The organism is Polaribacter sp. SA4-10 (genome assembly GCF_002163835.1).
Lineage (GTDB): Bacteria > Bacteroidota > Bacteroidia > Flavobacteriales > Flavobacteriaceae > Polaribacter.
Genome location: NZ_CP019331.1, coordinates 66,258 through 91,124 on the forward strand (window position 1 = coordinate 66,258; position 24,867 = coordinate 91,124).

Below are 24,867 nucleotides of genomic sequence, written 5' to 3' on the forward strand. Positions count from 1 at the left end.
TTATAACTATTTTTTTAAAAACAGGTAGTAATACCTCATCTTATTTACTAAAATTTAAACTTGGGGTACTAACTAAAAAACGCTTTTTTTGTTTATTACTAGCCTCTTAATAGAGTTCTATTTTACTAATTTTTCTTTTTAATTTGTGCTTTTGGCATTACTACTTCTTCCTAAAATGTAACCAGAAATACCACCAATAAGAGCCGAAATTTCTTTACCGCCCAAAACCCCGGTAATTCCAAACAAAATAATTGCTATAATAATTGAGAATATGGTTATGAATTGCAGTCCCTTATCACCAGAAAAAATTGATTCCCGAATTTTATCATCCTTAGCAGCAATAATAAAAAACCCAATAATTACAAGACCAACCAAAAAGGCAAAAGACCAACTAATCTGTTTTTTAAAATTTTGACTCACATAAGAAGTATTATTAAGTTCTGTTACCTTAGCACCTATGCCTGAAAGCTTGTCAGTTTTCTTTAAAATTTCCTGAACTTTAATCTCTATAATTCTTCGAAATCCTTCCGTAGCACTCATTGATTGCATAATATCAAAGGATTTACCACTAATTGTTTTTAGCTCTGGAAAAATGATTTGTGATTTGATCTCGCTCAATCGCTTTATTGATTGGGTTCGCTTTATCGATAAGGAATCCGAATGTTTTGCATTATTGGCATAATCTGCTGTCTCAACCAAAAATTGCTCAAGGCTTGTTGACCTTTCTAGTTCTGTAAAGAGGCTACTAATTTCATACATCATTCCGTACATTTCTGCAATAAGATGAAGCCTTTCTTTTTCCAACTGCCTTAGATCATTGGGTAACTCCTTAGTTTCAATTAAATCTGTTACATTTTGTTCTTTTTGACTAAAAGTCGAAAAATGGATTGTAATAAATAGCAAACCAATTAATAATTGTAACGTTTTTTTTATTTTCATTCTTTTCTTAAATTAGATATAAAGGTTATTGTTAAATGGGTTTTCAATGCATTTTACAGATTGTTAGGTTGGTTTCTCCGTTGCCAAAAAATTGAAGTAGGCCATCTTTTTTCTTCTTGGTAATACCTAGTTTTTATGTCATGATATTGTTTGTAATTCTTTAAAATATCTTCTTGATACACATCAGTTTTTGAAAAACCTTTTTCAATATTATGCGCTATGTATTTCGCTGCAAAACATGCAGAACTAATTGAAAAACCGATTCCCATAGAGGAAATAGGGTCAAACGAAACAGCAGCATCACCAATCGCAATAAAATTCTCTAAATTTTTAACATCACTTATCTGTGTGTGAGCATTTTTTACCCATAATTTATCTGTAAGAGTTTCAGTATTATTGAGAAGACACTTTATGTGATTCGTTTTTTGTAACAAACTTTTCCAAACCTCTAGTTTATTGAGTTTATGCTCAGAAATAATATCAGCATCAGAGAAAAATGTTATTACCATTTTGTTATTAGGTAAACAAGCAGTATACCACCAGCCTAACTCAACTGATTCTAAGGTTTGTTCAAATTTATTAGATGTACTATTCAGTTCCAAAAACAAACCGACCCCAATTAATGAGTCGTGCTTTTTTGAACTTCCTCCAACTTTTCTGCAAACATTAGCTGACCTACCGGAAGCATCTACCAAATAATTAGTTTTTATTGTGAATTTTCCTTCTGTAGGATGACTGAGAAATACTATCCAGCTTTTATCCTCTAACTGCTCGTAATCCAAACATTTTGTTCTTGGATAAATGGTAGCCCCTCTTTCCGCAGCTGTTTCAATTAATTTAAAATCAAACTTTTCCCTATCCAATTGAAAAGTAGCTTCATCTGTAGTAAAAATAGAATTCGTAGTGCTTACTTTATCACTTCCCCAATAGGATTTACTTGCATATGCGGGGACGAAACTGTCTTCTTCGAAATCACTTTTACTTAGTTTTAAATAGTCAATTAAATTAAAAATACTTGCAGAAACATGCTCACCTATTCTTGTTTTATTAAAATCGGATTGCTCAATAAGAGTAACATCACATTTAGAGTAGTTTAATAAACTTAATGCGGCAGAAGCTCCACTGGGGCCTCCACCAACAATAAGTACATCTGTATGTTTTATTGAATTTGACATTAACGTCTCATTCTTGTTCCTGAACGAGGCTTCCCTAAGCCATCTTTACTCACACTAATTTTCTTAAAAGCACGTTTCTCAAGGAAAGAAACTAACTTTTTTGCTCTCTCATTTTTTGCTCCTATACGTTTTAAATCATCTTCGATGTAAAATACAGGAATCGTAGTTTCATTATCGTCTCCATTACCACTTACTTGTCCTATACCAAACTCTACAAATGAAAATAGTTCATTCGTACGCTCTGTTTCTGAGAAATAAGGGAATCCTTTATCTTGCGAGTTGGTATTTCTAATAAAAGCCATAGAAGACCAATGTTCTACCATTTGAACAAAACTATTAATTCCACGAGCATAGTTCATTTGTTGACCTGCAGGTAAATGTGAATGCATTTGGTCCTCTAACGTTGTTTCTCCCGTTAATACGTCCCACGGGCTTTGTGGCGGCCACCAATATGAATAATAAGTTGGTGGTAAAGGCTCGTTAACAGGTGCTTTTATTACAGTTTGGTCATCTTTAGACATAGTCTTAGACTTTAACCAAACATCTTCAGTCTTTTCTATAGTCGTTGTTATTCTTTTGTCTTTATTAAAATTTGGATTCGTAAAATTAACTGGTTGAACAGTGCATTGGAAAAAATCTGCTTGCCAAGGACAGGCCATTCTTTTTGTTAAGTCACCTGGTTCACAACCTCCTCCTCCACATTCATCTCTTGAAGGTGTAAGACCTGTATCCTTATATCCTCCAATACCTGTTTGATTTGATATTACATACGGAGCAGAATATATCTTTGAATTTTGTACACTCCAAGTAACTTCAATACCTGGACACATTGGCAAACCAACACAATTTCCTATACTTGCTTGATCTTCCTTACTAATTGGAAACGGTACATAATTAGGATTGCTCTCAAAATTCCCATTCGCCCATTGTTGTAGCATAAAATATTGTGTATCGCTTAGTGATTAAAACTTCACAATAGTTTCATTACTTACCGAATTACTTCCTGAATTCAAGGGCATCATAGGGAAAGTATCTTCTCCATTAGTTTTGAATAATTGCGATTGTGGTTCATCTGCAACTGGATTAGCTTTATTATTTGGACGTCTAAAATAGGAGAAATAGTTTTCTCTGTTAGCCTTATTTTCTCTACTGGGGTCTGAAAAATCAAAAACATTAGAAGAAAATGCGATCATTGATTGTACATTTGCTACCCATTGATATCCAGCAAATCGTTTGATAATTGGTAAAATATCTCTCTGATAATTCACATTATATGAAGTGTTGAATATACCAGTTTGACACATATCAGGAACAAGATTGAAACTTCTTACACCAACATCAAACATACTGTCGCTCAAATTAGAAATGTTTACTATTTCTGGAGCAAAATCTGGAGAACCAACAACTACCCATGCTTCTAAAGTAATAGTGGCTGTAACATCATTAAAAATGATAGTACAATAAACCGGACCATCAGCCGTATCATCATGCCAAGTATCTGATCCTCCATAACTAGTAAGAGGTTCATTTCCTCCTGCGTTTCCAAAACCTCCTAAAACAATAAGCCTTCCGTCATTATCTGTTTTAAGGTCTCCTAATGTTTTAATTGCTGTTCCCGAGCTAACTTTTTTTGGAGGATATTGGGCAGGATACCCAGATGGTACATTGCGTTGATCAAAACCTATTTCTTTATTTGGCCCGCTTATACTTCTTGGACCTGGATCAATAATTAATGTTTGTCTTCTTTTTTCTGTTCTTAAAGATGGGTTTCTAAATTCTACTTTTTTATTTGTATAACTATTTTCCTTTCCATAAAGAAGATTTCCTTTCATCTCGCTGTATTGGTACCAAGCAGCTTTTTTATTTGCTAAATGCACGGTCCATTCCATTGAAGTGATATTTGGCGAATTCGCTGTTAATTCTTCACCATTTGCGTCAAATACCTTAAATAGTTGTCCTTGTCTTCTTACTTGACTTTCATCATCTTTAAAGTTTTTAATTGGTCCTAATTTGTTGCCATTTGCATCAGCTTCATAAGGAAGTCCACCAATTTCGTCTGGAGAAAGACAAAATTGCTTATTACTGTTACCTAATCTTGCAATCCCCACAGAAGGGCTAATTTTTAATTTCATAGTATTTATTTATTTATTTATTTAAAAGGTTAATTTATTTTATGTCTAACGGTTTGTGTGTGAAACGTAGCGTTTAAAAAGACGCTGATTTTTCGTATAAACACAGAGACAAATTTTTATATTTTGTTTTTATCTTTTCTATTTTAAAAGCCAAATTAAAAATTTGGCGGAACTTTGCAAGTAAATATAAACATTGGGTTTAGCACTTAGAAACTATGTTTTATAAGCTTTGTTACTCAACGTTTTTATTGTTTTCCTTTGGCAGTTTTAGTTGATTTAAAGAAGTCATAATTTACACTAAAACTTATCCAGGCTTTATCGTTGTATTTAAATCCGCTACCTAAATTACCAAATCCTTTGTCCCAGCCGACTATAAATCCCGGAGAAACAGTTCCGAACTTGAAAGAAATTCCTAATCAATATGTTAATCCAAGTGCATTCTCAAGTTTCCCTGCATCTATAATATTTTCGTTGTTTGCCGAATTCTAATTCAAAGAAGTAACACCCGAAAATCCAAAAGGGGCAACATAAAATTGTTTTTCTGAAGAAACTCTCCATTTCCAACCAATAAAAGGTGCTATATTAAAGTCTCCATCAATTATGGCTTCTGAAGCATTTCCAACTTTTAAACGATATTTAAAAGGAGCTGTTAGCAAACCAGAGAATACATCATTTGCATATTTATAATATTCAGTTTTAGTATTCTTTTAAATACCTTCTTCTTTAATCCAAAAATTTTCTTCATAATCAGGTGTATTGATAGTTTTTCCAGCTCTGGGATAGAATTTAGAACCATCTGCTAATATTTTAACAGCGTTTTGTTCTTGTTTTTTACTATTTCCAGAAATAGTAATGAGTTAGTATTTTACTCCGCTAACATCTTTTAAAGGAAAATCAACTTTCCTAAAATAGACTTGATAATTTATTTTTCGGTAATTATCAAAATTTGGACTTAATCCTTCGTCAGCATAAATTAAAATAATCATTTCCATTTTTCTTAACTCTTAATCCTAATGGTTTATCAGAATTTTGATTTTGCTCTTGTCTGATAACGAATGCTGATGTAAATAGTACTAGAAATGTTAATGTGATTAGTTTTTTTAATGTTTTGGTTTTTAATGTTGGGTAACTTCTCTATATGCTTATAGTTCATTTAAAGACTAAAATTAAGTAACGTAAGTACATCTTTAGAATTGATAAAAACTTGCTGTCCATTGTCTTCTAAGTTGGATCTTTAATCAAAAAACAATACCCGATCTATTTCAATTTTTTGATGTAATAAATATATTTTTTAATTTATCTATAATCCCTTTTAGTATGCTAAATATAGCATCTGATGAAAAACCACCAAGGAGTGCTAAAACGGGTTTGTCAAAGCTACTATTACTTAAAAGGCCTGGTGGAACGATTTCAGTCATAATGATACCTGCTATAATGCCTAACAGTATTTGAATTGAATACTCTACTGAATCCTCAGGAATTAATGTTCCTTCTTTAAGAGAAGTAATTATGTTTTTGAGCAAAAAAAATAAGACGCCCATTCCTGAGATACTGGCTAAATAAATAATTATTTTTAATAATTGAAATCCGTCATTTCCTAGAATACCTTTGGATAAATTTACAGAATTCACCTCTACAGACATCCCAGAAGCAATAAACATAATTAAAAAAAACAATGCTAATATGAGTAAGTTTCTAATACCTGGTAGCCTACTTATAAACATTTTCTTACTGCTATTTCTTGTCAGTCCTTTTAAAAAGAAAATAGATTTTGGAGTCGCTGGAGCTATATTTTTACAGAGTAAATTATGGGCGTTAATCAAATCATTTACATTGCTATTTTGAATTAATGAATTAACTTCTGTTTTGATTATAATGCCATTATGTACGGCATAAGAAAGCATGTTGTTTATCTCTTCGCTAAGTTCATCTAATACCTCTTGAGAAATCCCTGGTGAACCGTTAACCAACAATTTTTGATCTTTTGATTTTTCTATCGGAGGTTTTACCTCAGGGTTTGATGTCTTATCCATATTGTTATTTTTTTATTACCTAATCTAAGAGTGCGTCTAAAAACTTGTCTAACCCTTTAGATATTGCGTATTCAAGTGTTTTTTCTCCTGCCTTTTTTAAATTATTAATGTTTTCAGGGGAAGCATTAGACATGTCTGAAGCGTACGTGCGATCTTTCTGTGGAGTATCAATTCTTAAATAAGACTCTTCATTATTAGCTTGTTGTACTTGAAAGATTTCATTCATTTGAAATGCTACTGTGTCGATATTCCCATCCATCATTATTTCGGGGATTAATTGTGCCCATTTCAGTAAACTCCAACGGTCACTTTTTTCTTTATTCTCAATTTTAAAACCACCACCACCTGTGCCTATAGATAAAATATGCATACCACTAGCAGAGGGTTCATTATTAGCCCTGTCTTTAAAATTTGTATTTCTAGCCTCTGCGTATGCACACATTGTAGGGTTATTTGCAAAGACTCCGCCATCTAAATTTACCATATTATTACACCTAGTATCTTTTTGAGGACCAGAAGCCAGGTTTTTAATTTTTGCAGGAGGAAAATAAGTAGGTGCTGCAGATGTTGATCTTAAAATATCACGCACAAGAAACTCTCTTTTAGCGGTGTCTTCTGTGCTTGTAAAAAAGAAAGAAGATTTCCGATTCATATCATAAGTAGTAATTAGACATGGCTTCATGAGCTCGCTTATTTTAAGGTCTCCAACTTTTTCTTTCAGTAATTTTTCAAGGTTTTGTGGGTTAAACTTTACAGCAGATCCTAAACCCCATAATCGTTTTATACCGTTAATTTTTGATGCATTAAAAATAGCGTGCCCATTGTCAACATAAAAATTAAAAGCATCTGTAGCAGAATACTTGGCTTTATTTTTATTTTCTTCTTGAGGAGTTAAATAGATACCCGTTAAAATTCCACCAGTACTCGTTCCTGCAATAAGGTCAAAGTGATCTGCAATGGTTGTTCCGGGTCTTCTTTCCTGAAGGTAATTTTCAGCGTATTTGATAATAGTTGCAGGGATAATGCCTCTAATACCTCCGCCATCTAATGATAAAATTCTAACTTTTTTCTTATTTTCCATAATGTGTTTTTTGTAGGCAGATGAGGTTTAATAAAATAGACCTATTACACCCTTCTTTTTAGAACAATTATTGTTTTATTTAAGCTTAGTAAAAAACGCGTTATTTATTTTTTTAGCTTTAAAGTAACGCTGCAAACTCAGGTATTTTTTTTGCAATCTTAACCGCAACATCACCCAATGCTTTTATATTACCTACTAATTCTGCTCTTGATATGTTATCTTTTGAAGCTTGTTCAACAACTTTAATAATCGCTGCGTGATCTTCTGTATTAGGAGTAATAGATGCAATTTCTTCTTTTGAAAGGCCTTTAAGTTGGTCTATTTCTACTTTATACTTTTCATTAGCGTTAAATGCCCCATCTGCTTCAGTAAATAATTCATCAAACCTTCCCATTTTATTTATTTTTTATTGGTGATACTTTTAATTTTATCTGATATTGTTTTCATCTTATCAAATGCATCATCGCTTTTGATATCAATTTTCCTTCCTTCTGTTAAAAGTGATTTTGTGAATTCTGACACCTTTAATAAGGTGTTATTAAGTTCTTCGTCTTTACCTTGAAGCCCTACAATAGACAATACTTCTTTCTGGCTTTCTTTCAAATTCAAGATAGATTGTAAATAGTTTGTAACTGAAGAATTTGCACGCCTCGTGTTTTCGTATGAGGTATTTATATTACGAATAACAGAATCTTTCTGTTTTTGTATTGGGTCTAATAATTCGTTTGTTTTTTTCTTTATCTGAGTATTAGCAGCCTTTAGGAAATCTGTCATTTCATTAAAGGCTTTTTCAGTTTCTGCTTTTCCTCCAATTTTTCCAGCGTCTTCAATTGCACCAAAAATTGAAGGCCTTTGATTATTAAAACTGTCTAGTTCGCCTTTAAGAACATAATGAATAATAAACGGAGCATAAACGTCTTCAATAAAACCATCGATATTATTAATGATTTCTTTATAAAATAATTCAACCATTGTTTTATGAGACCTCTGTAATACTATTAAATCCTTTCCTATTAATTTAGAAAGCTGAACGGTTTCTTTTGGTACAGAAACACAAGAGTTTAAAAGAAAGACGATGGCGAATGTGACTAAAACTCTTAATTTCATGTGTTTTGTTTTATATTTTGATAAATGTTTTTTTTTTGTGGATAAGCGCTGTATGTCTACTAAAAAGAATATTAGCCAACAATTGGCTTACCAAAATTTTAATTATTACTCAAACATACAGGAAGAAAATCATTTTTAATTGAGTATAAATACCTGTTTTTTAGATTAGGTATTTATACTTGGCCTGGTGGAACGTACAATTTTAAACCTGAGGCACTAAAGCAAATCGTTTATATCTTACAATTGCTGCTAACGTGTTTCTTTAGTTTGTTTTGCTTACTGATTAAATGCTAACCGAACACCTACAGATAAAGGGGGGTAATCTAAATAAATAGGATGATTTTATCTCCCTGTAAACGATAAGAAATAGAGCTGTAAATGGGGTTAATTAAGCTTTAAATTTTGAGATAGCATCGATATCTGTATGAAAACACATTATTTTTAATTGTGGTTACAGATGGGGTTAAGAAGTTTGAGAACTCTTCACAGTTATGCAGTTATGTAGGTATAACGTCTGCAATAAGAGAATATGGAAGTAGTGTAAGAATTAGTGCAAGAATTTGTGAAATAGGTAACAAGAAATAACGGAATCTACTTTTCTTATGTTCATCTACCGCTAGCAAACACAACAAGGGGTGTAGAGAAATTTACGAGCGAATTGTAAACAAAGGACAGCCCAAAAAAATAGTACTGATAGCAGTTTCTAATAAACTATTAAAACAGGCTTTTGCTATCGCAAAATCAGGGCATCGGTATGATCCAACTTTTGTGTCGGTATTTGTGGCTAAATAGTAAATAAAATCTAAAAAAAAATGAACAAAAAATGTTTAATTATAAAATTAAGCCTAAAATAATAGTGTACAAAATTAATGAAGAAAAGCGTTGTTTTTTAACTCAGTTCTTTGTTGTGCCCTTTTTCTTCTACACCCCAAATCCGTTCTTTCGTATACAAATATCAAGTGTCTATGGCATTTTTTTAGAATTCAATTCATTAATTCTTCAACTTTGAATTGCCTAATAGTATGAGGTAACAGGGTTAAGTATAAATACTCAATTTTTAAAACCAGTATTTATACTCTAGTAATTACTGAACTTACGTTAGATATTTGTAATGTAATTAAAAAAATATCCTATTAAGTAGCTACTATCAGTTTTTAATTACCAAGGTGGAATCCGAAAAGCCTGTTTTAAATAGAGTAAGAAAATTATAAAATCACAGTTTTATGGCAATCAATTCAGACCAAATATGGTCAAAATTTTATGAGCAAATTACAGAAGTTGTAGTTCCTAATTTTGATAAGAACAAACAAGTTATATCAATAGCTGGAACAACTCTGAATGCAGATGTAATCAACGCAGACCCCGGCATTAGTAATAGTAATATCTTTGATATTGGAAACTTATTACCAGCGGCAAGTCCTACTTACTCGCCAGGTGGAGATTTGATTACTTCTTACTCATTGTTTTTACAGAATATTGATTTGGGGGGAGACTCTAATCCAGCTTTAGAAAATCAAATTAATATTGCAGCGACTAATCTAAATGCAAGTCAGGAAAACTTTTCTACAGTTCAAGGAAAAGCTTATACGCAATATGGTACTTATAAGACCGTTATCAATCCAACCTATGCTGGAGATTTTGATACTTGGGCTAACACAAATTATCCTACTTATGGCGCAGCAAAATCAAACTTAAATGGAGCAATGGCAGCGTATGACGGCCTTATGACTCAAAGATATGGAGCGGGATATGCTACTCTTCAAGCTTCACAGGCAGCGGTCAGTGCTATTACAGGTGCGAAGAGTTTAGTTGCTTCTAATCCTTACAATATGGGAGTAAAAGTAGGATCTGTAGCTCCTGCAGGAAGTGTTACTGTATTACCTGGACAAGAAAACCCAGTTTTACCCACTGAATTAAAGTCTACTTTCAGACCAGCTTACAACATAGGAGGTGGATTACCTGGCACGTTTACTTCTTGGCAGACAGCTAGTGTTGCTAAAAAATTCCCTGTATCTGTTAAATTATCGGGCAATTTTTCTTCAGGAAACTATAGTGATTTTGGATGGTCAGAATCAGTTCAAGCATCATATAGATCATGGTTTTCTGTAAAATTGGATCAGCAAGCATCTTACTCAGCAGTAAGTCAAAATTGGGATCAATCATCTTTCGATTGTGAGATTTCATTCAATGGGATGCAACAGTTTCCTATTACTCCTGATGCAAATTGGTTTAGCCCAGGAATGATTCAGAATTACAAAGATAAGCTACTTTCAACTAGCCCTCAGTTTTTTGGAGAGGGTGGAAGTCTGAATGTAATTCCTTCTTCAGTATTATTAGGTTATGGTTTGAAAATCAAAATCAAAATTGATAATGCAAGTTATTCTTCTTTGAAAACAGCTTTCCAACAATCAGCTTCTCTTTCAGTAGGTGTAGGACCGTTCAATCTAAGTGTATCTGAGTCTTCTCATAACTATAAGTCAGAATTCAGTTATGATGATAATTCTAGCACATTGATAATCGAGCCAGAGAATACGAATATACCATTCTTGTTAGGAGTACTGAGTAATAAGTACTAAACCTCAATTTATGGATCATAAGGAGGAATTATTCTTCCTTATGGTCCTTATAAACTAATCAAATTATGCCAGCATCAAATAGTTTCACCAAAAAATCAATGGATCAATTATATTCTGGAATTATAGACTTTCTAAAATTGGAAGATGTCAATATGGACGCATATGATTTAGCTCAAAGTGGATTTTTAATGAATGTCAATTTACTCAATGATCAAAAGCCGATCGTAAATCAAGAAATATTTGATATTGGAAATTCACTACCTGAAGATAATCTATCCTATATACCCAATGGCGATTTAATAACTAGTTATAGCTTGTTTTTGAATAATTTAATCCCAACAGATTTGCCTTCTGATGTGAAAGAAAGCTATCAAAAAGCGGTATTGGAAAAAGTGGCTTCTGAAAAAGCATTTATAGAACTTAAAAATATATCTTCAGACAAATCAATATTCAAAAAACCTGGTTCTAGTTCCTCTAGGTCAAACGATTTTAAGGTTCAAAATCAAAACCTAGTTCAGAATATAGAACAGTGGGAAAATGCGGTTTATAACGTACTTAAGAATTATAAACCGATAGTTAAAAGATCTGCATTTTCTAGTTTAGCCCAATCTATTCAATTACCAACATTGAGTGAAGCGATGTCAGAGGTAAGTTTTATAACAGGCGCAAGAAATATTGAACATCTTAATTCGTACAATATGAAAGTCAATTCTGATCCTCCTAAAAAAGATTGTACTTATTCCGCTAAATTCGGAGCGAATGTTCCTGCAGGTCTCTATGATGAATGGATCTATAATGCAAATAATAATATTTTCCCTTGTGTTATAAAGGCTTCAAGTGAAGAGCCAATGTATATCAATTACGATACCTCAGAATCATCACAGTCATTCAGGCGAAAGACTAAGGGCGAGCGGATTACTATGGAGACATATCAAATTGAAGCTAAATTTTCAGGGTTAGATAAAGCAGACTTATATCCTATCGAATGGTTTCATCCTGAGTTCTTCTTACAGAATGGATATGAATTAATATCATCCTCTCCAAAATATTTTGGTGTAGACGGTATCCTTGAAAATATACCAACTTCAATAATACTCGCTTATAATGTACAAATCAAAATAGAGTTTACCAAAGGTGGATTCGATACGTTTAACGATGCTCTTGCAAAAACTAAAAAAAAGGAGGGTTTTGAACTTTCTCTGGGTTCCATAGGTATATTTCCGCAAGGGAAGCAGCAAAATTTTAACATTACCCCAGTTCCCAAAACCAACACTATAGTTTTGGATACACAACAGCTAAAAACACCCAATTTGGTAGGGGTATACTCAAGAAAAGTAAGCAATTATATAGAGAATTCTGGCAATGGCTGGAATTGCATATCATCATAAACCAATATGTTTTTTTTAACAATTTAAAACCCTGAAAATATGTCAAAAGTAAAAAAGAAAGATTTAGAAACCTATATCACTCAATATGGAGGGACACTGGTACAACTTAAAAACGGAAATTACAATATTCGAAACGGAGAAAAATCTGTAAATATTGGCAAGCCTGATTCAAGCAATAAATGGGCATCTGCACAGCTAGAGAGAGCTTGGGGAGATGCAACTGATATTCCAAAGCCAGATAGCATTTAGTACGTTTGACCCGGATTCCAATAATTGAAAAAATTAAGGATTAAACTTATGTATAACAATTATGATTCCGGAGATAATTTTACAATTACCATCAAATCTAATATCAGTAATCGGAAAATTTTTGGTGTAAATGTAATTGGAATTGAAGACGCATTTAACGACTAGAACTTATGAATTTACAACAGCCGTTTTGTCTTATTAGGTAATAATAGACAATTTGTGGACGCAAGTCACCAATAATCAATGGGAAAATATGCTGAATAAGATCTGGAGAGATAGAGGCTTTTACTTTTATGAATAAATCAGAAGTCGTGGGCTCGAAACAAGGATTAACTCACCAAACGATCTTTTAAGCGAAATAAGAAAAGCACTGTCTCTTTGGATAGAGGGAATAGATATAAGATTACACTTATAATTACAAGTAGTAGCGGTCAGTTAATGCACCTGGAAATTTGCCAATTCCCAATCAGACAAATTTACCACAAAGAAGGGGATATAGATGCCTTCCGAAATGCCTTTCCTGTCATCAAAGAAAAACGGGATTTAAGTTTACTTGGCTTACCTAAAGCATATGTTTATTCCTCAAGCATTAAAGAAAATACATCGGGGTTCACCGTTCATTTCGATCCGCATCCTACCCTACCAAATACAGGTTCTTTAAAATACATGGTTTATGTTATTGGAGGTTCGGTCAAACGGTTGTAATAAGAACAACTAGCTCTCATAACCGATCAAATAACGGTAAATACAAAGTGACTTATGCGAGTAATTGATAAGGTTTTTGACAGAATTAAATTAACTAACGATCTTATCCTATGTCAAGATCATAACGCAAACTCGATTTACGATAACAAATGGAACGTTACTGTAGATACTTCTCTCATTATAGGGCACTTTTACAATAATTATTTTCAATGCATAAGAAACAGTAATATACAATGATTTGATAGAAGTGGGAAATTTCAAGACACATTTCCAAATCCTTCAAGTGGCAGTTGCGGGGCAATACACTCTACTAATAGAAAAACACTATAAGCGTTAGATATTTGGTTATAAGAAAAGGAATTATGAGAATAAAGAAAAGGTTAACCTATTTCAGGAAAGTACATACATTCAATGTCTTGTCCTGAAATACGGCTAAAGGTTAAAATTGAATTTACGCTGATAATTGATATACCCTATTTGGTGTTTTAAAGTCTAAAGATAAGTGTAATCTTACCTCATTACATAATTTAATGGCACTTTTTGCCGCTCTTTTGGCGTGGGCTATGTTTGCAAAGATTTGATCGAAATAAAACTCGTCTTTTAGTATCCCGTTAACTCTTTCGGCCATTGCATTTTCGTAGCAATGATTTTCCTCAGTCATACTTATATCAATCTTTTTTATTTTGAGTATTTGCCAATACTAAGTTCGGCTAAAATTTTTAATTTAAAAGGTTCGCTGTAACGTCTAATTACTTTGTCATTTCTGTACATAATGTTTAAAATTATGTAGCCTTTATTCAGGACGGGTCATTATAGTTGCCAACGGTTTAGGGTAAGGAAAGTTGCGGTAGGTAGAACGTAGTTTCCCGATGTATGTTATATTGTTTCAATTTTTGTCGGATTATTCTAATCATTAAATGCAGCAATTTTTTACCCATTGTTGGCTTTGAGTGCTTTTACAATCATTACACCAATCAATCAAACTTAATTTCTAATCCGATAGAGTAGAAGGCAATTTGTAATTTGTCTTTCTTATCTCAATCACTCAATTTGATTTACTCTGAAATACAGAAGAATCAATACGTAATTATTGCTCAAAATCCGTTGTTATTCTTTGCTTAGTTTACTTTTTACTTTCTACTTTCTACTTTCTGTTTTCGTCCAATTACAAAATATAAAATTGCTCCAAACAAATTAAAAAATAGTACCACTAAAACCCAAACAATTTTATCATTTCCATTGAATTTACTTTTTAAGAGATCAATCAGTGCTATTATTGTTGGGATAATTCCAAGTAAAACAAATGCTAATAGTATTATCTGCCAAGGTCCAATCATTCCTAAATATGTCATCTTTTTCTAATTTATTTATTTTAGTATTATATTTTTTTGCTCCCAAAATTGCTATCAAAATAATAGTAACCATTGAAAGCACTCCAAGTAACATCATTGTTCTCCCGGATAATGCGATTTCTAAATAATTTATCTTTCTCTGCTTTTTAAATTAATATTTTTGTTTCAATTTTTATTTGTAGGGCATTAAAGCCAACGGTTTTGTGTATGGGAAGTTTAGTTTTTGTGAACGAGGAATTTCCGGCGGAAATTCAGAAGTTGGCAAAAAAGCAACAAGTTTTAAATTAAGCTAAACACAGCAATTTTTTATACAAGGTGTTGGCAACTGTAATTTTTTCTATTCCTTCTTTTTCATTTTTCCAAAAATATTTTTCAACATTTTATTTTAAGAATACTTTTTTTTTATTTTCTCAAGAGTTGGATGATTTACCAAACCCAAATTATTATTTACAAAAATTAGTATCCTTTATATTTTTTTTCAAGTTTATTATTAATTTTTATTTCAAAGTATTGTGGTCTAAATCCTGCAAGGAATAAAGGTCTTTTGTGTTTAATTTCAATTTTATGTTTTTCTTTATTTCCAACTTCAAATTCATAATTATTGGTTAGTTTCAAATTTATGTGAGTTCCAATCTTTAAAGAACTTCGTAATTCTTGTTGTATTCCATTTTCAGAGTATGTGAATTTTCCATTAAACGAATTTCGCTTTATAATTAATTCAGTTTTCTCTTTTTGTCCAATTTCAAATTTTAATTCCATTTTTCAATTTTTATAGTTGCCAACGTGTTTCTTTAGTTTGTATTAAATATCTTTAGATAGAAAAAGAGGAGAACTATAACGTGTTTTAGATTTGAAGCTCCAGTACGGTTGTTATATGAAAAGTAGCAGAGTAAAAAGGTAATTACTTTCAGTTTAAAAATAAAAATAGTAGAAAAGCACAAACTTTGTAGTTTGCACTTAACTGCTATTTTTTATATAACGTGTTGTGGTTTGTATTTTATTCAGATTGTTTAACTAGCTTAATAATTCCACTATTTTTCTTAAGTTTTATAAAATCATCTGTTTGCTCAACTATTTTATATTTTATAATTTGATTTTTTATCGCTCTTGGATGACCAAAACCAATAATATCAGATTTATTCATAAAAATTTCTAAATTATAATTAGAATCTCCGTCTAAATATAAAACTTGCTTTGCCCAAAAGGCTCCTTCTATATGAAGCTTAATTTTGTCTTTATGTGAACCTTTTTTAAATTTTAAAAATGTTTTTCCCTGTTTATTAGATTCTGTAGATTTATAATTAGGAAACGAATAAACCATTATATTGTCTAGCGGTTCTATGTTAAAGTTATAAACTTTCATGTTTACCTTTATTGAATCTTTCGAGTTATAATATTTTTTTGCTTTAAAATAACTTTCATATTTTAACTCTGTTAAATTATAATTTAAAATTAAACTGTCATTTTTAATTGTGTACTGACCTTTGCCGTACTCATCATCTCCTAAACTCGCTCCTGAATGATATTCAAATATTCCATTCTCATTAAAATCAAAGTAGTTATAATGTTCTTGATAAGCCATTAAACTACTGTATCTTCCAATAATTTTTTTTTGGCAGTAAAGATTACTTGATAAACAGAAAACAACTACTGTTAATAAAATTTTAATCACATTTTGTTCCTTGTGCATCATTATTTCCATTTTGTTCGTTCATTATTATATCTGCTATAGCCTGTCTATCACTTGCGTTGGGAACTAACTCTTTAAAAGTATCTATTTCTGTAGCAATATTTCCACTTGGGTCAACTTGAAACATCCCTGAATAAACCATAGATTTATAATATTCCCAACCTAAATTACCTCCAGTTCCATATTCTTTGTCCCAATCGTATAAAGAATAAGCCATTGCATCTATGTATTGTCCCATAAAATTGTGATTAAATGTATTCATATCTGTAAACCCATTATCTTGTGCATATTTTCTCATTTTATCTTTAAAAGGTTTATTTTCGAAGTCTGGATAACTATAATAAATCCCATTTAAATACGCATGCACCGATTCATGTATCATAGTTCTAGCTATAGACAATTGGGTAGCATTTTCTAAATAAGTATCTCCAATGGTTATAGTCGCACCTACCGTAAATGCATTTGAGTTTCCTGCATTTCCATTTTGAATTATTAAATGTGTATAATCACTATCATTAAACAACTTTAAAATTGATTCAGAAAAATTTAGTGTAAGAGGATTACTTACTGTTACTTGTACTTCTGGTTTTAAAGGATGGTCTTCAAAAACACCATTTTCTAATTCTGTGAAAATATCTTTAGCACAAGGGTCAGTAAGTTCATTAAAGATTTGGTCCTCTTCCTCTTCTTCGCAACCATTAGGAGTAGGGTTATCACAAGGGAATAAGGGCATTTCTCCACTGTTAGAATTTCCTCCATTACCACCATTAGAACTACCTCCACCACCAGATGAAGTATTCCCAGATAAATTCAAATTCATCCACCCTTGAGAAGACACAGGATTTGAATATATAAATATATAACCACCACCACCTGCTCCTGTTGATGTAATACTAATTTCATCTAAACTACCTAAATCCCACCAATAATCGTCATCGGGTTCTGCATCCTTTCTAAAAGTTTTAGAAGCGGTTTCACTTTCAGTTTTCTGCTTATATTGAGAAACAAATACACCATCTAAAACTTTATATCCATTTATAAACGCGCCGTCAATAGTTGATATAATTATTTTACCTGATAAAACGTTAAGACTAGAATCTTCGTTTTCAAAAGGGATATAGTTATATAAACAAGTGTAAATGCTGTCTTGTTTTTTTACCATAAAAACTTTTGAGCTGATATTCGGTTTTACAGATGCAGAAAATGTGGGAACTGTTAGATTTGTTTTTTTTACTTCTTTAAAACTTAAAGAGTTTTCGTCTATAGTAACCGAAAATCCACCTTTTCGTAGTTGTTTTTTATTTTTAGAGATAAGGTTGTTCATAAAACTTTTAGCTTCATCTATTTCTATAGGTTGAAAATTACTTACTTGCTCTACAGCAACATTTTCATTAAATTCATTGATACTTTCATCATTACAATTCCAAAACAGAAGAGAGATGGTAAAGAATAAAATTCCGGTTTTTAAAAGGTTCGTTAATTTGTTTTTTTTACTTTTCATAATATACGTTATTTTAAATTATTAGAATGATTATTGGTCATTCATATAAACCATAACGGTTTTGTGTATGATTTTTTGCGTTGATTAAACACCTAATTTATTAAATACAAACTGAATAGAAAATCCGCGAGGATTTTCGTAAGTAGGCGAGTACTAGCAATGAATTATACACGGTGTTGTGCAACGTATTTTTATTCATTTTTCAATTTATTATATCTAATATTCATTCGTTTTATAAATTCATCTTGATAATCTTTTTCCGTTATCTCTCCATTGATTAGACTTTCAAGATTCTTAACACTTTCCAATTTATAATAGGTTCTTTTATTTTTACTATCTATTCCTAAGTCAAAACTATTTTTTGATTGCTTTAAAATATTTCCAACAAAATTTGAGTCGGTTTTTGAGTGAAAAAATAAAGAGTCGTTTTTTAAAATCATTTTTCTCGGTAACATTCTTAATATATATTCAGAGCAAATATGAACAGTGTCATTTTTTATAAAAACTTCTGTATAGTCAATTGTATTGTCTTCAAGTTTTTCAGAATTACTTGAATACCAGTTTCCATAAATATTCTTTTTCTCTTTTATTCCATTGCAACTTAAAAACAAAATAATTGTAAATAAAAAAGTCAATATTTTGATTATTTTCGTTTTCATGATTATGTTTTACTACGTATTTATAATTTCCTTTTTAATTTTTTAAAACAAAAGTCAGATTCAAATATTGGACTAATTGATTTGATCAATTCTTTCGCTTTCTTTTTATTCATTATTGGGATATATACTTGATTGAATACATCAGATTCGTCCGAGAAATTCATATTAATTACAAGTTTTGCGTCTTTCCATTCAAATTTTTCAGATGAGTTTATACTTTCATAATTATTGTTTTCCATTTCTACATATAACTTTTCTAACAGTTTTTTTGATTCAAGAATTTTAATGATTTTTGAGTTCTTTAACGAATCAGTTTTAATGTCTCCACATTGTTCTTCTGTTAAATCCTCAACTATCCAATCTGTCGTAAATATTCCAATGTAAAATTCAACATCTGGAATTATTAATGTAGTAGTTAAAATTTTTGAAGAGCTTTTAATATCAGAAAGAGTTTTTTCATACGTAATTTCATTTTGTGAAAATGAAAACGTAAAGATGAATAGAAATAATATGTTAATTGTAAACTTCATTTTCATATGTTGCACAACGTTTTTGTATAAGGAAAGTTGCGTATTTAAAGGACTAAAGTTAGTAAATAAACACAGATAGAAAGTCCGCGAGGGCTTTCGTAAATTGGCTTTTACTAGCAATTTTTTTTATACGGTGTTGGGCATAGTTTTTTATATTTTACTCACTTTATTAATTAATTCCTCAATTTTTAATTCAGGATTTTCATTTGTTACAATAGAAGTGAATATTATTTTGTTCTCTTTCAAAATATTAAAGGCAAACCCCATATTCAAAGTGTCATTTGCAATCATTTTGTAAATTCGGTATTTTTCATAAGGTAGTTTAAATTCGTAAGTTCTTTCATATTTGAAATTCGGTGAAATAAATTCCTCAAAATTATGACCTGCTATATAACTCATAAAATATTCATTCATATTTTTTAATTCAGATTTTGGATAAACATAAGTTGAGGCAACAAATCCGCCAATAATTCTATTCTTTTTCCAAAGTTCTGATTCATATTCATATTTTGTTTCCAAACTTATAGTGTCAAATGCTTTTGAATAAATATGGTTTTTGTATTCAGCTGTTTTCAGGTATTCGTTGGAAAGAATATTTTCTTGTAAAATCAGTTTTTTCTTATCAGATTCCTGAAATTTCCGATTTTCATAATCGTCTGCGCAACTTGTCAAAATCACAAGTGTAAAAATTAAACTAAAAATTCGATTTAAGTTCATTCGTTTAAATTATGCCCAACAATTGTATATGCGTATTGTTGATATACGTCATATATGGTTTAAGGTTGTTTTGTTCTCAATTACGGCTAAATGTTATAAAAATTATTTAATCATTTTTTGCAGCTCTCTTTTGCCCGTACTTTTTTTCATCTGATTTAACTATAATTCTTTCATTTTAAAATTAACATAACTATAAATAGTATAATATTTATCATTTTTTAAAGCATTTAGTAAGTTGTTATTTTAATAATTTCTTTTAAGTCATTCATAGCTCTATGGCCAACATTGTAATCATTTTACAAACATAAAGCAAAAACAACAACATGTCAATCCCTGAAAACAGTGAGATTTTTTCCTCACTGAAAACCGTTAGTTTTCTCACTGTTTTCAGTTAACCAAAAAAAGGTAATAACAATATTTAAAGAAGAAGTCTTGTGAGATTAAATGTACGTTAAGAATAGTGATTATAAAAAAAACGGATAGAAACCAAAACGAACTTAATTATTCGTCTCATTTTAATTTTACTTAGGTCTCAGTTTTAATATTTTAAAAGGTCATCTCTTTTTTTAGGACGGGTCAATATGTGGCATAACGTTGATGTGTAAGAAAAGTTGCGTTTTTTAAATATTGAAGTTAGCAAATAAAAGCCAAATAGAAAGTCTGCGAGGACTTTCGTAAATTGGCTTTTACCAGCATTTTTTTTTACACGGTGTTGTGGTTTGTATTGTTATTTTTTCCAAGGTACAAATTTCATTATATCTCCCGATTCCCTGTATTTTATTTCATTTTCTGAAATTATATCATAAAAAAATTTATATTCATTTTTTTTACAGTTATCTATAAAATAGATTTCCTGACCATTTATCTTGTAACAATTCTTGTCAGAATTGTCATTAAAATCTTTTTCTGTAAAAAGAATTTCACTTTTTTCAGTAGACCATTTATTAGTGTATCTAACAATTCCATTTTTATTAAATGAATAAGCCATATTCAAATAATTGGGGGGGTGCTCTTTTCTTTCTTGATATAAAACTGGTTCAAAAATATAATATCCGTCAAATCGTATCATTTTATAAATTGTTTAGTTACACTATCAAAATTATATCCATTTTGAAATAAATGCCTTATTTCTAGACCATAGTAGCCTAATTGTTCAACTCTAGTAGAACTTAAACCAAGTAAATAATCTTTAAGAGAGTTTATATTCGAAAATTTTGAAGGGTCAATACCTGTTTTAATATGAAACACATTATTAATATCAAGTGGATTAGCAGTAACTCTAATGTTATCGCCTCTAGAAATAGCAAGGTCTAACCATTTTTTGTTATTCGCCCATATTTCCGCAATACTATTGCCATAAGGTTCTCCTAAAATATTTAAACCACCTGTGTTTTTTCCGTGTTTTGCTAATCCTGTTTTCCAAATATTTTCAAGTTGATTTCCCCACTTTCCAATAAGAGTTGTCGTTTTATTAGCATTAGTTATAATATTACTAACAAAACCAGCATATTTAAATGTCATTATTCCATTTACAATTCTTGCAATTTCATCACCTGTTGTTCTACTTAAAATTTTTATAAAATTATTATCTGTAACTACTTTTAACCCATATTTAATCGTATCAATAAGCAATGTGCCACCTCCTAATCTTACAGCAACAAAAACAGCATCAGTAACTTTTCCAACAATTTTCAGAGTTTTACTTCCAGGAACAATTGCTAATAATAAAAATCCAGCCGCTTTTAAACGAGAAACTTCTTGACCATCAAAATCTTTTCCATTAATCAATATCATTATATCTTCTATAGGTAAAACATATCTTCCGATATTTTTTCCTAAATCTATGCCAGCAAGTTTAAAAAGGTTTTTTAAACCATCTGCTAAATTATCTGGATTGAATAACATTTCTGCCCAAGTGATATCTCCTGCTAACTTTATATAGTAATAGCTTTCATTAAGAGAAATCCCTGAATTATCTCTATATTTATCTGTTAAATCACCAGATTTAGATAGTTTTTGTTCAAAAGATGTTGCTATAAGTGTAGAACCATCATCTAATTTATAATATGATTTATTTTTATCATGGTAAACGTGGGTATGTTTTAAACCAGCAACAATTCCTATACTTGCTCTCCAAGGAATGTTTTGTGTTAATATTTCTAATTCTATTTGTCCTTTAACAAAATTTTTAGATTCAACACTTGTATTATTTTCATCTAAAAACCTTTCAAAATCAAAGATAATAATTTCGTTTTGCTTATTTAACCAATCTCTTTCGGTAATATTAAGTCTTAATATACCTGCAATTCTTTTAGCAATTAAAATTGCATCTGAAGGCTCTGTTATAGGAGATAAATTAACTCCTCCAACATCTGTGGCTCCACCTGTAGAAGGGGTATCATTTTCATAATCAAAATCAAGTAACTCACCACCACCACTACCAGTTCCATCATCAAAACAAACATTCCTATAAACAGTAAATAAATAATCTTGATAAGTACATGTGCCATTTGCAAGATGAATATTATTATATACAGTTCCATCGGGATCTTTTCCTAAGTTACTACAATAAGTTGTAGCCGTTGGTATACATACTTCTTTTGCTAAAAAACCTAACTTTTTTATATTTAATTTAGTAATCTGAACATTTCCTTTAAAGTTTAAGGAATTATGATTTTTAAAAAATATAACACTTTCTTTCGGTAAATATTTAATAAGAAATGCTTTTGTATTATTTAAAGAATCTATTTTTATAAAAATATTCTCAAAAGAAGTAGAATCTTTTTTTTCTCTTTTTATTAAAAAAGTATAAGAAGTTTGATTACCAATATTTATTTCTCTAACATTTGTAGAATCAATAGTAAAGTTATATAAATCTTCATTTGATTTTGCTAATTGTTTTGTTTTTGATGGCTTTATTTCTTCTAATGCTCTAACAAATTTTGTTTTATGAAGAAATTCTTTAAATTTTTTGTCTACTATTTTAAATTCACTATTATTTTCTGGTCTTATAAATTCATCTTTTTCACAACTCCATAGTAATAAAGAAATTCCTAAGAATAGAATTCCAGTTTTTAAGAAGTTATATAATTTGTTTTTTTTCTTTTTCATAATGTTTAAACTTAGTAATTAATATTCAATTTTTTAGTTTAAACAAGCTGTAATTTTAGGTAATCAATTTAGCTGTTTGACGAGCCATATAAACCACAACAATTGTATATGCGTATTGTTGATATACGTCATAATATTGTTTAAGGTTATTTTGTTCTCAATTACGGCTAAATGTTATAAAAATTATTTAAGCATTTTTTGCAGCTCTCTTTTGCCTGTACTTTTTTTCATCTGATTTAACTATAATTCTTTCATTTTAAAATTAACATAACTATAAATAGTATAATATTTATCATTTTTTAAAGCATTTAGTAAGTTGTTATTTTAATAATTTCTTTTAAGTCATTCATAGCTCTATGGCCAACATTGTAATCATTTTACAAACATAAAGCAAAAACAACAACATGTCAATCCCTGAAAACAGTGAGATTTTTTCCTCACTGAAAACCGTTAGTTTTCTCACTGTTTTCAGTTAACCAAAAAAAGGTAATAACAATATTTAAAGAAGAAGTCTTGTGAGATTAAATGTACGTTAAGAATAGTGATTATAAAAAAAACGGATAGAAACCAAAACGAACTTAATTATTCGTCTCATTTTAATTTTACTTAGGTTTCAGTTTTAATATTTTAAAAGGTCATCCCTTTTTTCAGGACGGGTCATTATGTGGCATAACGTTTATGTATATGAAATGTTGCGTGTTTCAAGCAACTAATTTAGTAAATAATTACCAACCAAGAAAGTCCGCGAGGACTTTCGTAAGTAGGCAATAAGCCAGCAATAAATTATATACGGCTTAAGTTAGCATCTATTTGTCGTAGTTCAATATGAGCATTATTCCAAAGTTCCCTGAGTTCATTCTCTCTTTCTGGAATTCGATTTTCGAATCCATTTCGAACGTACGATTTTGTTTCTAAAATAGCTTTACTAAGTACTTTTATAGCAAGCTTCATTTCGTTCTTCTTTTGGTTTTCAACATTCTTATTGGTTTCAAACCAAGCTCTTACTTCTTTAGATATTGATACTAATGGGTTTAACTCAATCATAATATATAGGTTTATTCTAATTTTCTGTGAATTAATGAAATAGTCGATAAAATATCTAAAGCATCTTGTTCATTAATTTCCCAAGTTATTTTTGGTGCGTGTGCTATTGTATTCCGAAACATTCCAAACACACCTTTTATTAAATTTGCAAATCCTTTATGTTCACTTTCTTTGGTTTCAGTCGATAAGTCATTTATAGTAATTAAAGGACTTTTTATTGAAAATGCTTTTTCAACTAATTCCGCTCCATCACCAGTCAATCCAGTTTTTTGTCGGATTTTGTCAGCTACACTTTTGACTGCTTCAAAGACTGTATGAAAGTAGTTTTCAACGAGTAATTCCGCTTTACAATATTTAAATATTTCTGAATGAGCGTTTCTATTTTCAAGTTTACTTTTTAATCGATTTGCTTTTTGTTCTGCTTCCGAAATAGTGTTCGATTTTGTCGCACTTGTAAATTTTCCATTTGCTTTATATTCCAATCCAATAAATGAAAGGCGTTTATTTAATTCCTCTCTTATATGCTCAAATTGTTCATTTTTTCCTAAATATCGAGCAGGACTGATTGACTTAACAATAAATTTCAAAATATTATTTGAAATCCTCTTTTCATTTTGATATGCTACGAAAGCATTATAAATTCTTTTCCATTTTGTGTTTGTTAGGTCAACATCTTTAATTCCAACTTCGGGAAGGAATTTACCGATTTCAGTTCCAGTTAAACCATAATGTGTATCTCCCAAAATTCGGCTTAAACCTTCTAAAATACTTCCTTCAATTGCTGGATATGTTTTAACTCCCATCGGTTTGTTTAAATTGGCTACAACGGTCTAGTATAAGAATAGTAGTGGATTTTCTTGCACTAACTTTTCTGTTAA

Annotated in this window: 23 protein-coding genes and 3 pseudogenes; 4 read left to right on the forward strand and 22 right to left on the reverse strand. The window is 30.5% G+C overall.

What is annotated here, in order from left to right:
• Window positions 1–138: 138 nt before the first annotated feature.
• The 10 genes and pseudogenes from BTO04_RS00345 to BTO04_RS00375 all read right to left on the reverse strand — a co-directional run bounded on the left by BTO04_RS00345 (window position 139) and on the right by BTO04_RS00375 (window position 8,467).
• Window positions 139–939, reverse strand: a complete 801-nt coding sequence (locus BTO04_RS00345; RefSeq protein WP_087562596.1) for a hypothetical protein — start codon at window positions 937–939, stop codon at window positions 139–141.
• A 53-nt stretch (window positions 940–992) separates the two neighbouring features.
• On the reverse strand, window positions 993–2,114 hold the full coding sequence (gene lodB / locus BTO04_RS00350) for a lysine-epsilon-oxidase maturase LodB (protein WP_087562597.1): 1,122 nt from the start codon (window positions 2,112–2,114) through the stop codon (window positions 993–995).
• On the reverse strand, window positions 2,114–2,635 hold the full coding sequence (locus tag BTO04_RS15685; RefSeq protein WP_368356368.1) for a LodA/GoxA family CTQ-dependent oxidase: 522 nt from the start codon (window positions 2,633–2,635) through the stop codon (window positions 2,114–2,116). Before BTO04_RS15685 ends, lodB begins: the two co-directional genes overlap by 1 nt.
• Before the next feature lie 78 nt (window positions 2,636–2,713).
• Window positions 2,714–3,061: pseudogene (locus tag BTO04_RS15690) on the reverse strand (LodA/GoxA family CTQ-dependent oxidase); the annotation flags it as partial.
• 15 nt (window positions 3,062–3,076) lie between these two features.
• Complete coding sequence (lodA, locus tag BTO04_RS15445; protein WP_232455921.1) at window positions 3,077–4,246, reverse strand: CTQ-dependent lysine 6-oxidase LodA; 1,170 nt, start codon at window positions 4,244–4,246, stop codon at window positions 3,077–3,079.
• Window positions 4,247–4,731: 485 nt separating this feature from the next.
• A complete protein-coding gene (locus BTO04_RS15110; protein ID WP_157662391.1) occupies window positions 4,732–4,902 on the reverse strand; it encodes a hypothetical protein in 171 nt (56 codons plus the stop codon).
• A 606-nt stretch (window positions 4,903–5,508) separates the two neighbouring features.
• Window positions 5,509–6,279: a hypothetical protein gene (locus tag BTO04_RS00360; protein ID WP_087562598.1), complete on the reverse strand. Its 771-nt coding sequence runs from the start codon at window positions 6,277–6,279 to the stop codon at window positions 5,509–5,511.
• Between the two features lie 19 nt (window positions 6,280–6,298).
• Window positions 6,299–7,360 (reverse strand): patatin-like phospholipase family protein, encoded by a 1,062-nt coding sequence (locus BTO04_RS00365; RefSeq protein WP_087562599.1) that lies wholly within the window; start codon window positions 7,358–7,360, stop codon window positions 6,299–6,301.
• 118 nt (window positions 7,361–7,478) lie between these two features.
• Complete coding sequence (locus tag BTO04_RS00370) at window positions 7,479–7,754, reverse strand: hypothetical protein (RefSeq protein WP_087562600.1); 276 nt, start codon at window positions 7,752–7,754, stop codon at window positions 7,479–7,481.
• A 5-nt stretch (window positions 7,755–7,759) separates the two neighbouring features.
• Window positions 7,760–8,467, reverse strand: a complete 708-nt coding sequence (locus tag BTO04_RS00375) for a hypothetical protein (RefSeq protein WP_087562601.1) — start codon at window positions 8,465–8,467, stop codon at window positions 7,760–7,762.
• A gap of 435 nt (window positions 8,468–8,902) precedes the next feature.
• Here BTO04_RS00375 and BTO04_RS00380 point away from each other — a divergent pair.
• The 4 genes and pseudogenes from BTO04_RS00380 to BTO04_RS00395 all read left to right on the forward strand — a co-directional run.
• Window positions 8,903–9,259 (forward strand): annotated as a pseudogene (locus tag BTO04_RS00380) (transposase); the annotation flags it as partial.
• A 431-nt stretch (window positions 9,260–9,690) separates the two neighbouring features.
• Window positions 9,691–11,043, forward strand: coding sequence for a hypothetical protein (locus BTO04_RS00385; RefSeq protein ID WP_087562602.1), 1,353 nt, complete (start codon window positions 9,691–9,693; stop codon window positions 11,041–11,043).
• Between the two features lie 65 nt (window positions 11,044–11,108).
• Window positions 11,109–12,431: a hypothetical protein gene (locus BTO04_RS00390; RefSeq protein ID WP_157662392.1), complete on the forward strand. Its 1,323-nt coding sequence runs from the start codon at window positions 11,109–11,111 to the stop codon at window positions 12,429–12,431.
• 39 nt (window positions 12,432–12,470) lie between these two features.
• A complete protein-coding gene (locus BTO04_RS00395; RefSeq protein WP_087562604.1) occupies window positions 12,471–12,680 on the forward strand; it encodes a hypothetical protein in 210 nt (69 codons plus the stop codon).
• Window positions 12,681–13,836: 1,156 nt separating this feature from the next.
• On the opposite strand, the pseudogene BTO04_RS00405 reads toward BTO04_RS00395, so the two are convergent.
• The 12 genes and pseudogenes from BTO04_RS00405 to BTO04_RS00460 form a co-directional block, all read right to left on the reverse strand.
• Window positions 13,837–14,085, reverse strand: a pseudogene (locus BTO04_RS00405) (integrase core domain-containing protein); the annotation flags it as partial.
• 430 nt (window positions 14,086–14,515) lie between these two features.
• Complete coding sequence (locus tag BTO04_RS00410; RefSeq protein ID WP_087562607.1) at window positions 14,516–14,737, reverse strand: PLD nuclease N-terminal domain-containing protein; 222 nt, start codon at window positions 14,735–14,737, stop codon at window positions 14,516–14,518.
• 456 nt (window positions 14,738–15,193) lie between these two features.
• A complete protein-coding gene (locus BTO04_RS00415) occupies window positions 15,194–15,496 on the reverse strand; it encodes a hypothetical protein (RefSeq protein WP_087562608.1) in 303 nt (100 codons plus the stop codon).
• A 238-nt stretch (window positions 15,497–15,734) separates the two neighbouring features.
• Window positions 15,735–16,430, reverse strand: a complete 696-nt coding sequence (locus BTO04_RS00420) for a hypothetical protein (protein WP_157662393.1) — start codon at window positions 16,428–16,430, stop codon at window positions 15,735–15,737.
• Window positions 16,402–17,928: a hypothetical protein gene (locus BTO04_RS00425; protein ID WP_087562610.1), complete on the reverse strand. Its 1,527-nt coding sequence runs from the start codon at window positions 17,926–17,928 to the stop codon at window positions 16,402–16,404. The genes BTO04_RS00420 and BTO04_RS00425 overlap by 29 nt, the downstream gene beginning before the upstream one ends.
• 191 nt (window positions 17,929–18,119) lie before the next feature.
• Window positions 18,120–18,587, reverse strand: a complete 468-nt coding sequence (locus BTO04_RS00430) for a hypothetical protein (RefSeq protein ID WP_157662394.1) — start codon at window positions 18,585–18,587, stop codon at window positions 18,120–18,122.
• A 20-nt stretch (window positions 18,588–18,607) separates the two neighbouring features.
• Entirely contained in the window at window positions 18,608–19,117 is a 510-nt protein-coding gene (locus BTO04_RS00435; RefSeq protein ID WP_157662395.1) for a hypothetical protein, read from the reverse strand.
• 150 nt (window positions 19,118–19,267) lie between these two features.
• Window positions 19,268–19,795, reverse strand: coding sequence for a hypothetical protein (locus BTO04_RS00440; protein WP_157662396.1), 528 nt, complete (start codon window positions 19,793–19,795; stop codon window positions 19,268–19,270).
• Between the two features lie 766 nt (window positions 19,796–20,561).
• Window positions 20,562–20,903 carry a hypothetical protein gene (locus tag BTO04_RS00445; protein WP_087562614.1) on the reverse strand — a complete coding sequence of 114 codons (342 nt, stop codon included), beginning with the start codon at window positions 20,901–20,903 and terminating at the stop codon, window positions 20,562–20,564.
• Entirely contained in the window at window positions 20,900–22,945 is a 2,046-nt protein-coding gene (locus BTO04_RS00450) for a hypothetical protein (RefSeq protein WP_087562615.1), read from the reverse strand. The genes BTO04_RS00445 and BTO04_RS00450 overlap by 4 nt, the downstream gene beginning before the upstream one ends.
• 783 nt (window positions 22,946–23,728) lie before the next feature.
• A complete protein-coding gene (locus BTO04_RS00455; RefSeq protein ID WP_087562616.1) occupies window positions 23,729–23,989 on the reverse strand; it encodes a hypothetical protein in 261 nt (86 codons plus the stop codon).
• An 11-nt stretch (window positions 23,990–24,000) separates the two neighbouring features.
• On the reverse strand, window positions 24,001–24,792 hold the full coding sequence (locus BTO04_RS00460) for a TIGR02391 family protein (protein ID WP_087562617.1): 792 nt from the start codon (window positions 24,790–24,792) through the stop codon (window positions 24,001–24,003).
• Between the last annotated feature and the right edge of the window lie 75 nt (window positions 24,793–24,867).

Excerpts from the sequence above, each read along its gene's own strand:
- BTO04_RS00345 (WP_087562596.1), bottom strand. The coding sequence starts at position 939 with ATGAAAATAAAAAAAACGTTACAATTATTAATTGGTTTGCTATTTATT.
- lodB (WP_087562597.1), bottom strand. The coding sequence starts at position 2,114 with ATGTCAAATTCAATAAAACATACAGATGTACTTATTGTTGGTGGAGGC.
- BTO04_RS15685 (WP_368356368.1), bottom strand. The coding sequence starts at position 2,635 with ATGTCTAAAGATGACCAAACTGTAATAAAAGCACCTGTTAACGAGCCT.
- lodA (WP_232455921.1), bottom strand. The coding sequence starts at position 4,246 with ATGAAATTAAAAATTAGCCCTTCTGTGGGGATTGCAAGATTAGGTAAC.
- BTO04_RS00360 (WP_087562598.1), bottom strand. The coding sequence starts at position 6,279 with ATGGATAAGACATCAAACCCTGAGGTAAAACCTCCGATAGAAAAATCA.
- BTO04_RS00365 (WP_087562599.1), bottom strand. The coding sequence starts at position 7,360 with ATGGAAAATAAGAAAAAAGTTAGAATTTTATCATTAGATGGCGGAGGT.
- BTO04_RS00370 (WP_087562600.1), bottom strand. The coding sequence starts at position 7,754 with ATGGGAAGGTTTGATGAATTATTTACTGAAGCAGATGGGGCATTTAAC.
- BTO04_RS00375 (WP_087562601.1), bottom strand. The coding sequence starts at position 8,467 with ATGAAATTAAGAGTTTTAGTCACATTCGCCATCGTCTTTCTTTTAAAC.
- BTO04_RS00385 (WP_087562602.1), top strand. The coding sequence starts at position 9,691 with ATGGCAATCAATTCAGACCAAATATGGTCAAAATTTTATGAGCAAATT.
- BTO04_RS00390 (WP_157662392.1), top strand. The coding sequence starts at position 11,109 with ATGCCAGCATCAAATAGTTTCACCAAAAAATCAATGGATCAATTATAT.
- BTO04_RS00395 (WP_087562604.1), top strand. The coding sequence starts at position 12,471 with ATGTCAAAAGTAAAAAAGAAAGATTTAGAAACCTATATCACTCAATAT.
- BTO04_RS00410 (WP_087562607.1), bottom strand. The coding sequence starts at position 14,737 with ATGACATATTTAGGAATGATTGGACCTTGGCAGATAATACTATTAGCA.
- BTO04_RS00415 (WP_087562608.1), bottom strand. The coding sequence starts at position 15,496 with ATGGAATTAAAATTTGAAATTGGACAAAAAGAGAAAACTGAATTAATT.
- BTO04_RS00420 (WP_157662393.1), bottom strand. The coding sequence starts at position 16,430 with ATGATGCACAAGGAACAAAATGTGATTAAAATTTTATTAACAGTAGTT.
- BTO04_RS00425 (WP_087562610.1), bottom strand. The coding sequence starts at position 17,928 with ATGAAAAGTAAAAAAAACAAATTAACGAACCTTTTAAAAACCGGAATT.
- BTO04_RS00430 (WP_157662394.1), bottom strand. The coding sequence starts at position 18,587 with ATGAAAACGAAAATAATCAAAATATTGACTTTTTTATTTACAATTATT.
- BTO04_RS00435 (WP_157662395.1), bottom strand. The coding sequence starts at position 19,117 with ATGAAGTTTACAATTAACATATTATTTCTATTCATCTTTACGTTTTCA.
- BTO04_RS00445 (WP_087562614.1), bottom strand. The coding sequence starts at position 20,903 with ATGATACGATTTGACGGATATTATATTTTTGAACCAGTTTTATATCAA.
- BTO04_RS00450 (WP_087562615.1), bottom strand. The coding sequence starts at position 22,945 with ATGAAAAAGAAAAAAAACAAATTATATAACTTCTTAAAAACTGGAATT.
- BTO04_RS00455 (WP_087562616.1), bottom strand. The coding sequence starts at position 23,989 with ATGATTGAGTTAAACCCATTAGTATCAATATCTAAAGAAGTAAGAGCT.
- BTO04_RS00460 (WP_087562617.1), bottom strand. The coding sequence starts at position 24,792 with ATGGGAGTTAAAACATATCCAGCAATTGAAGGAAGTATTTTAGAAGGT.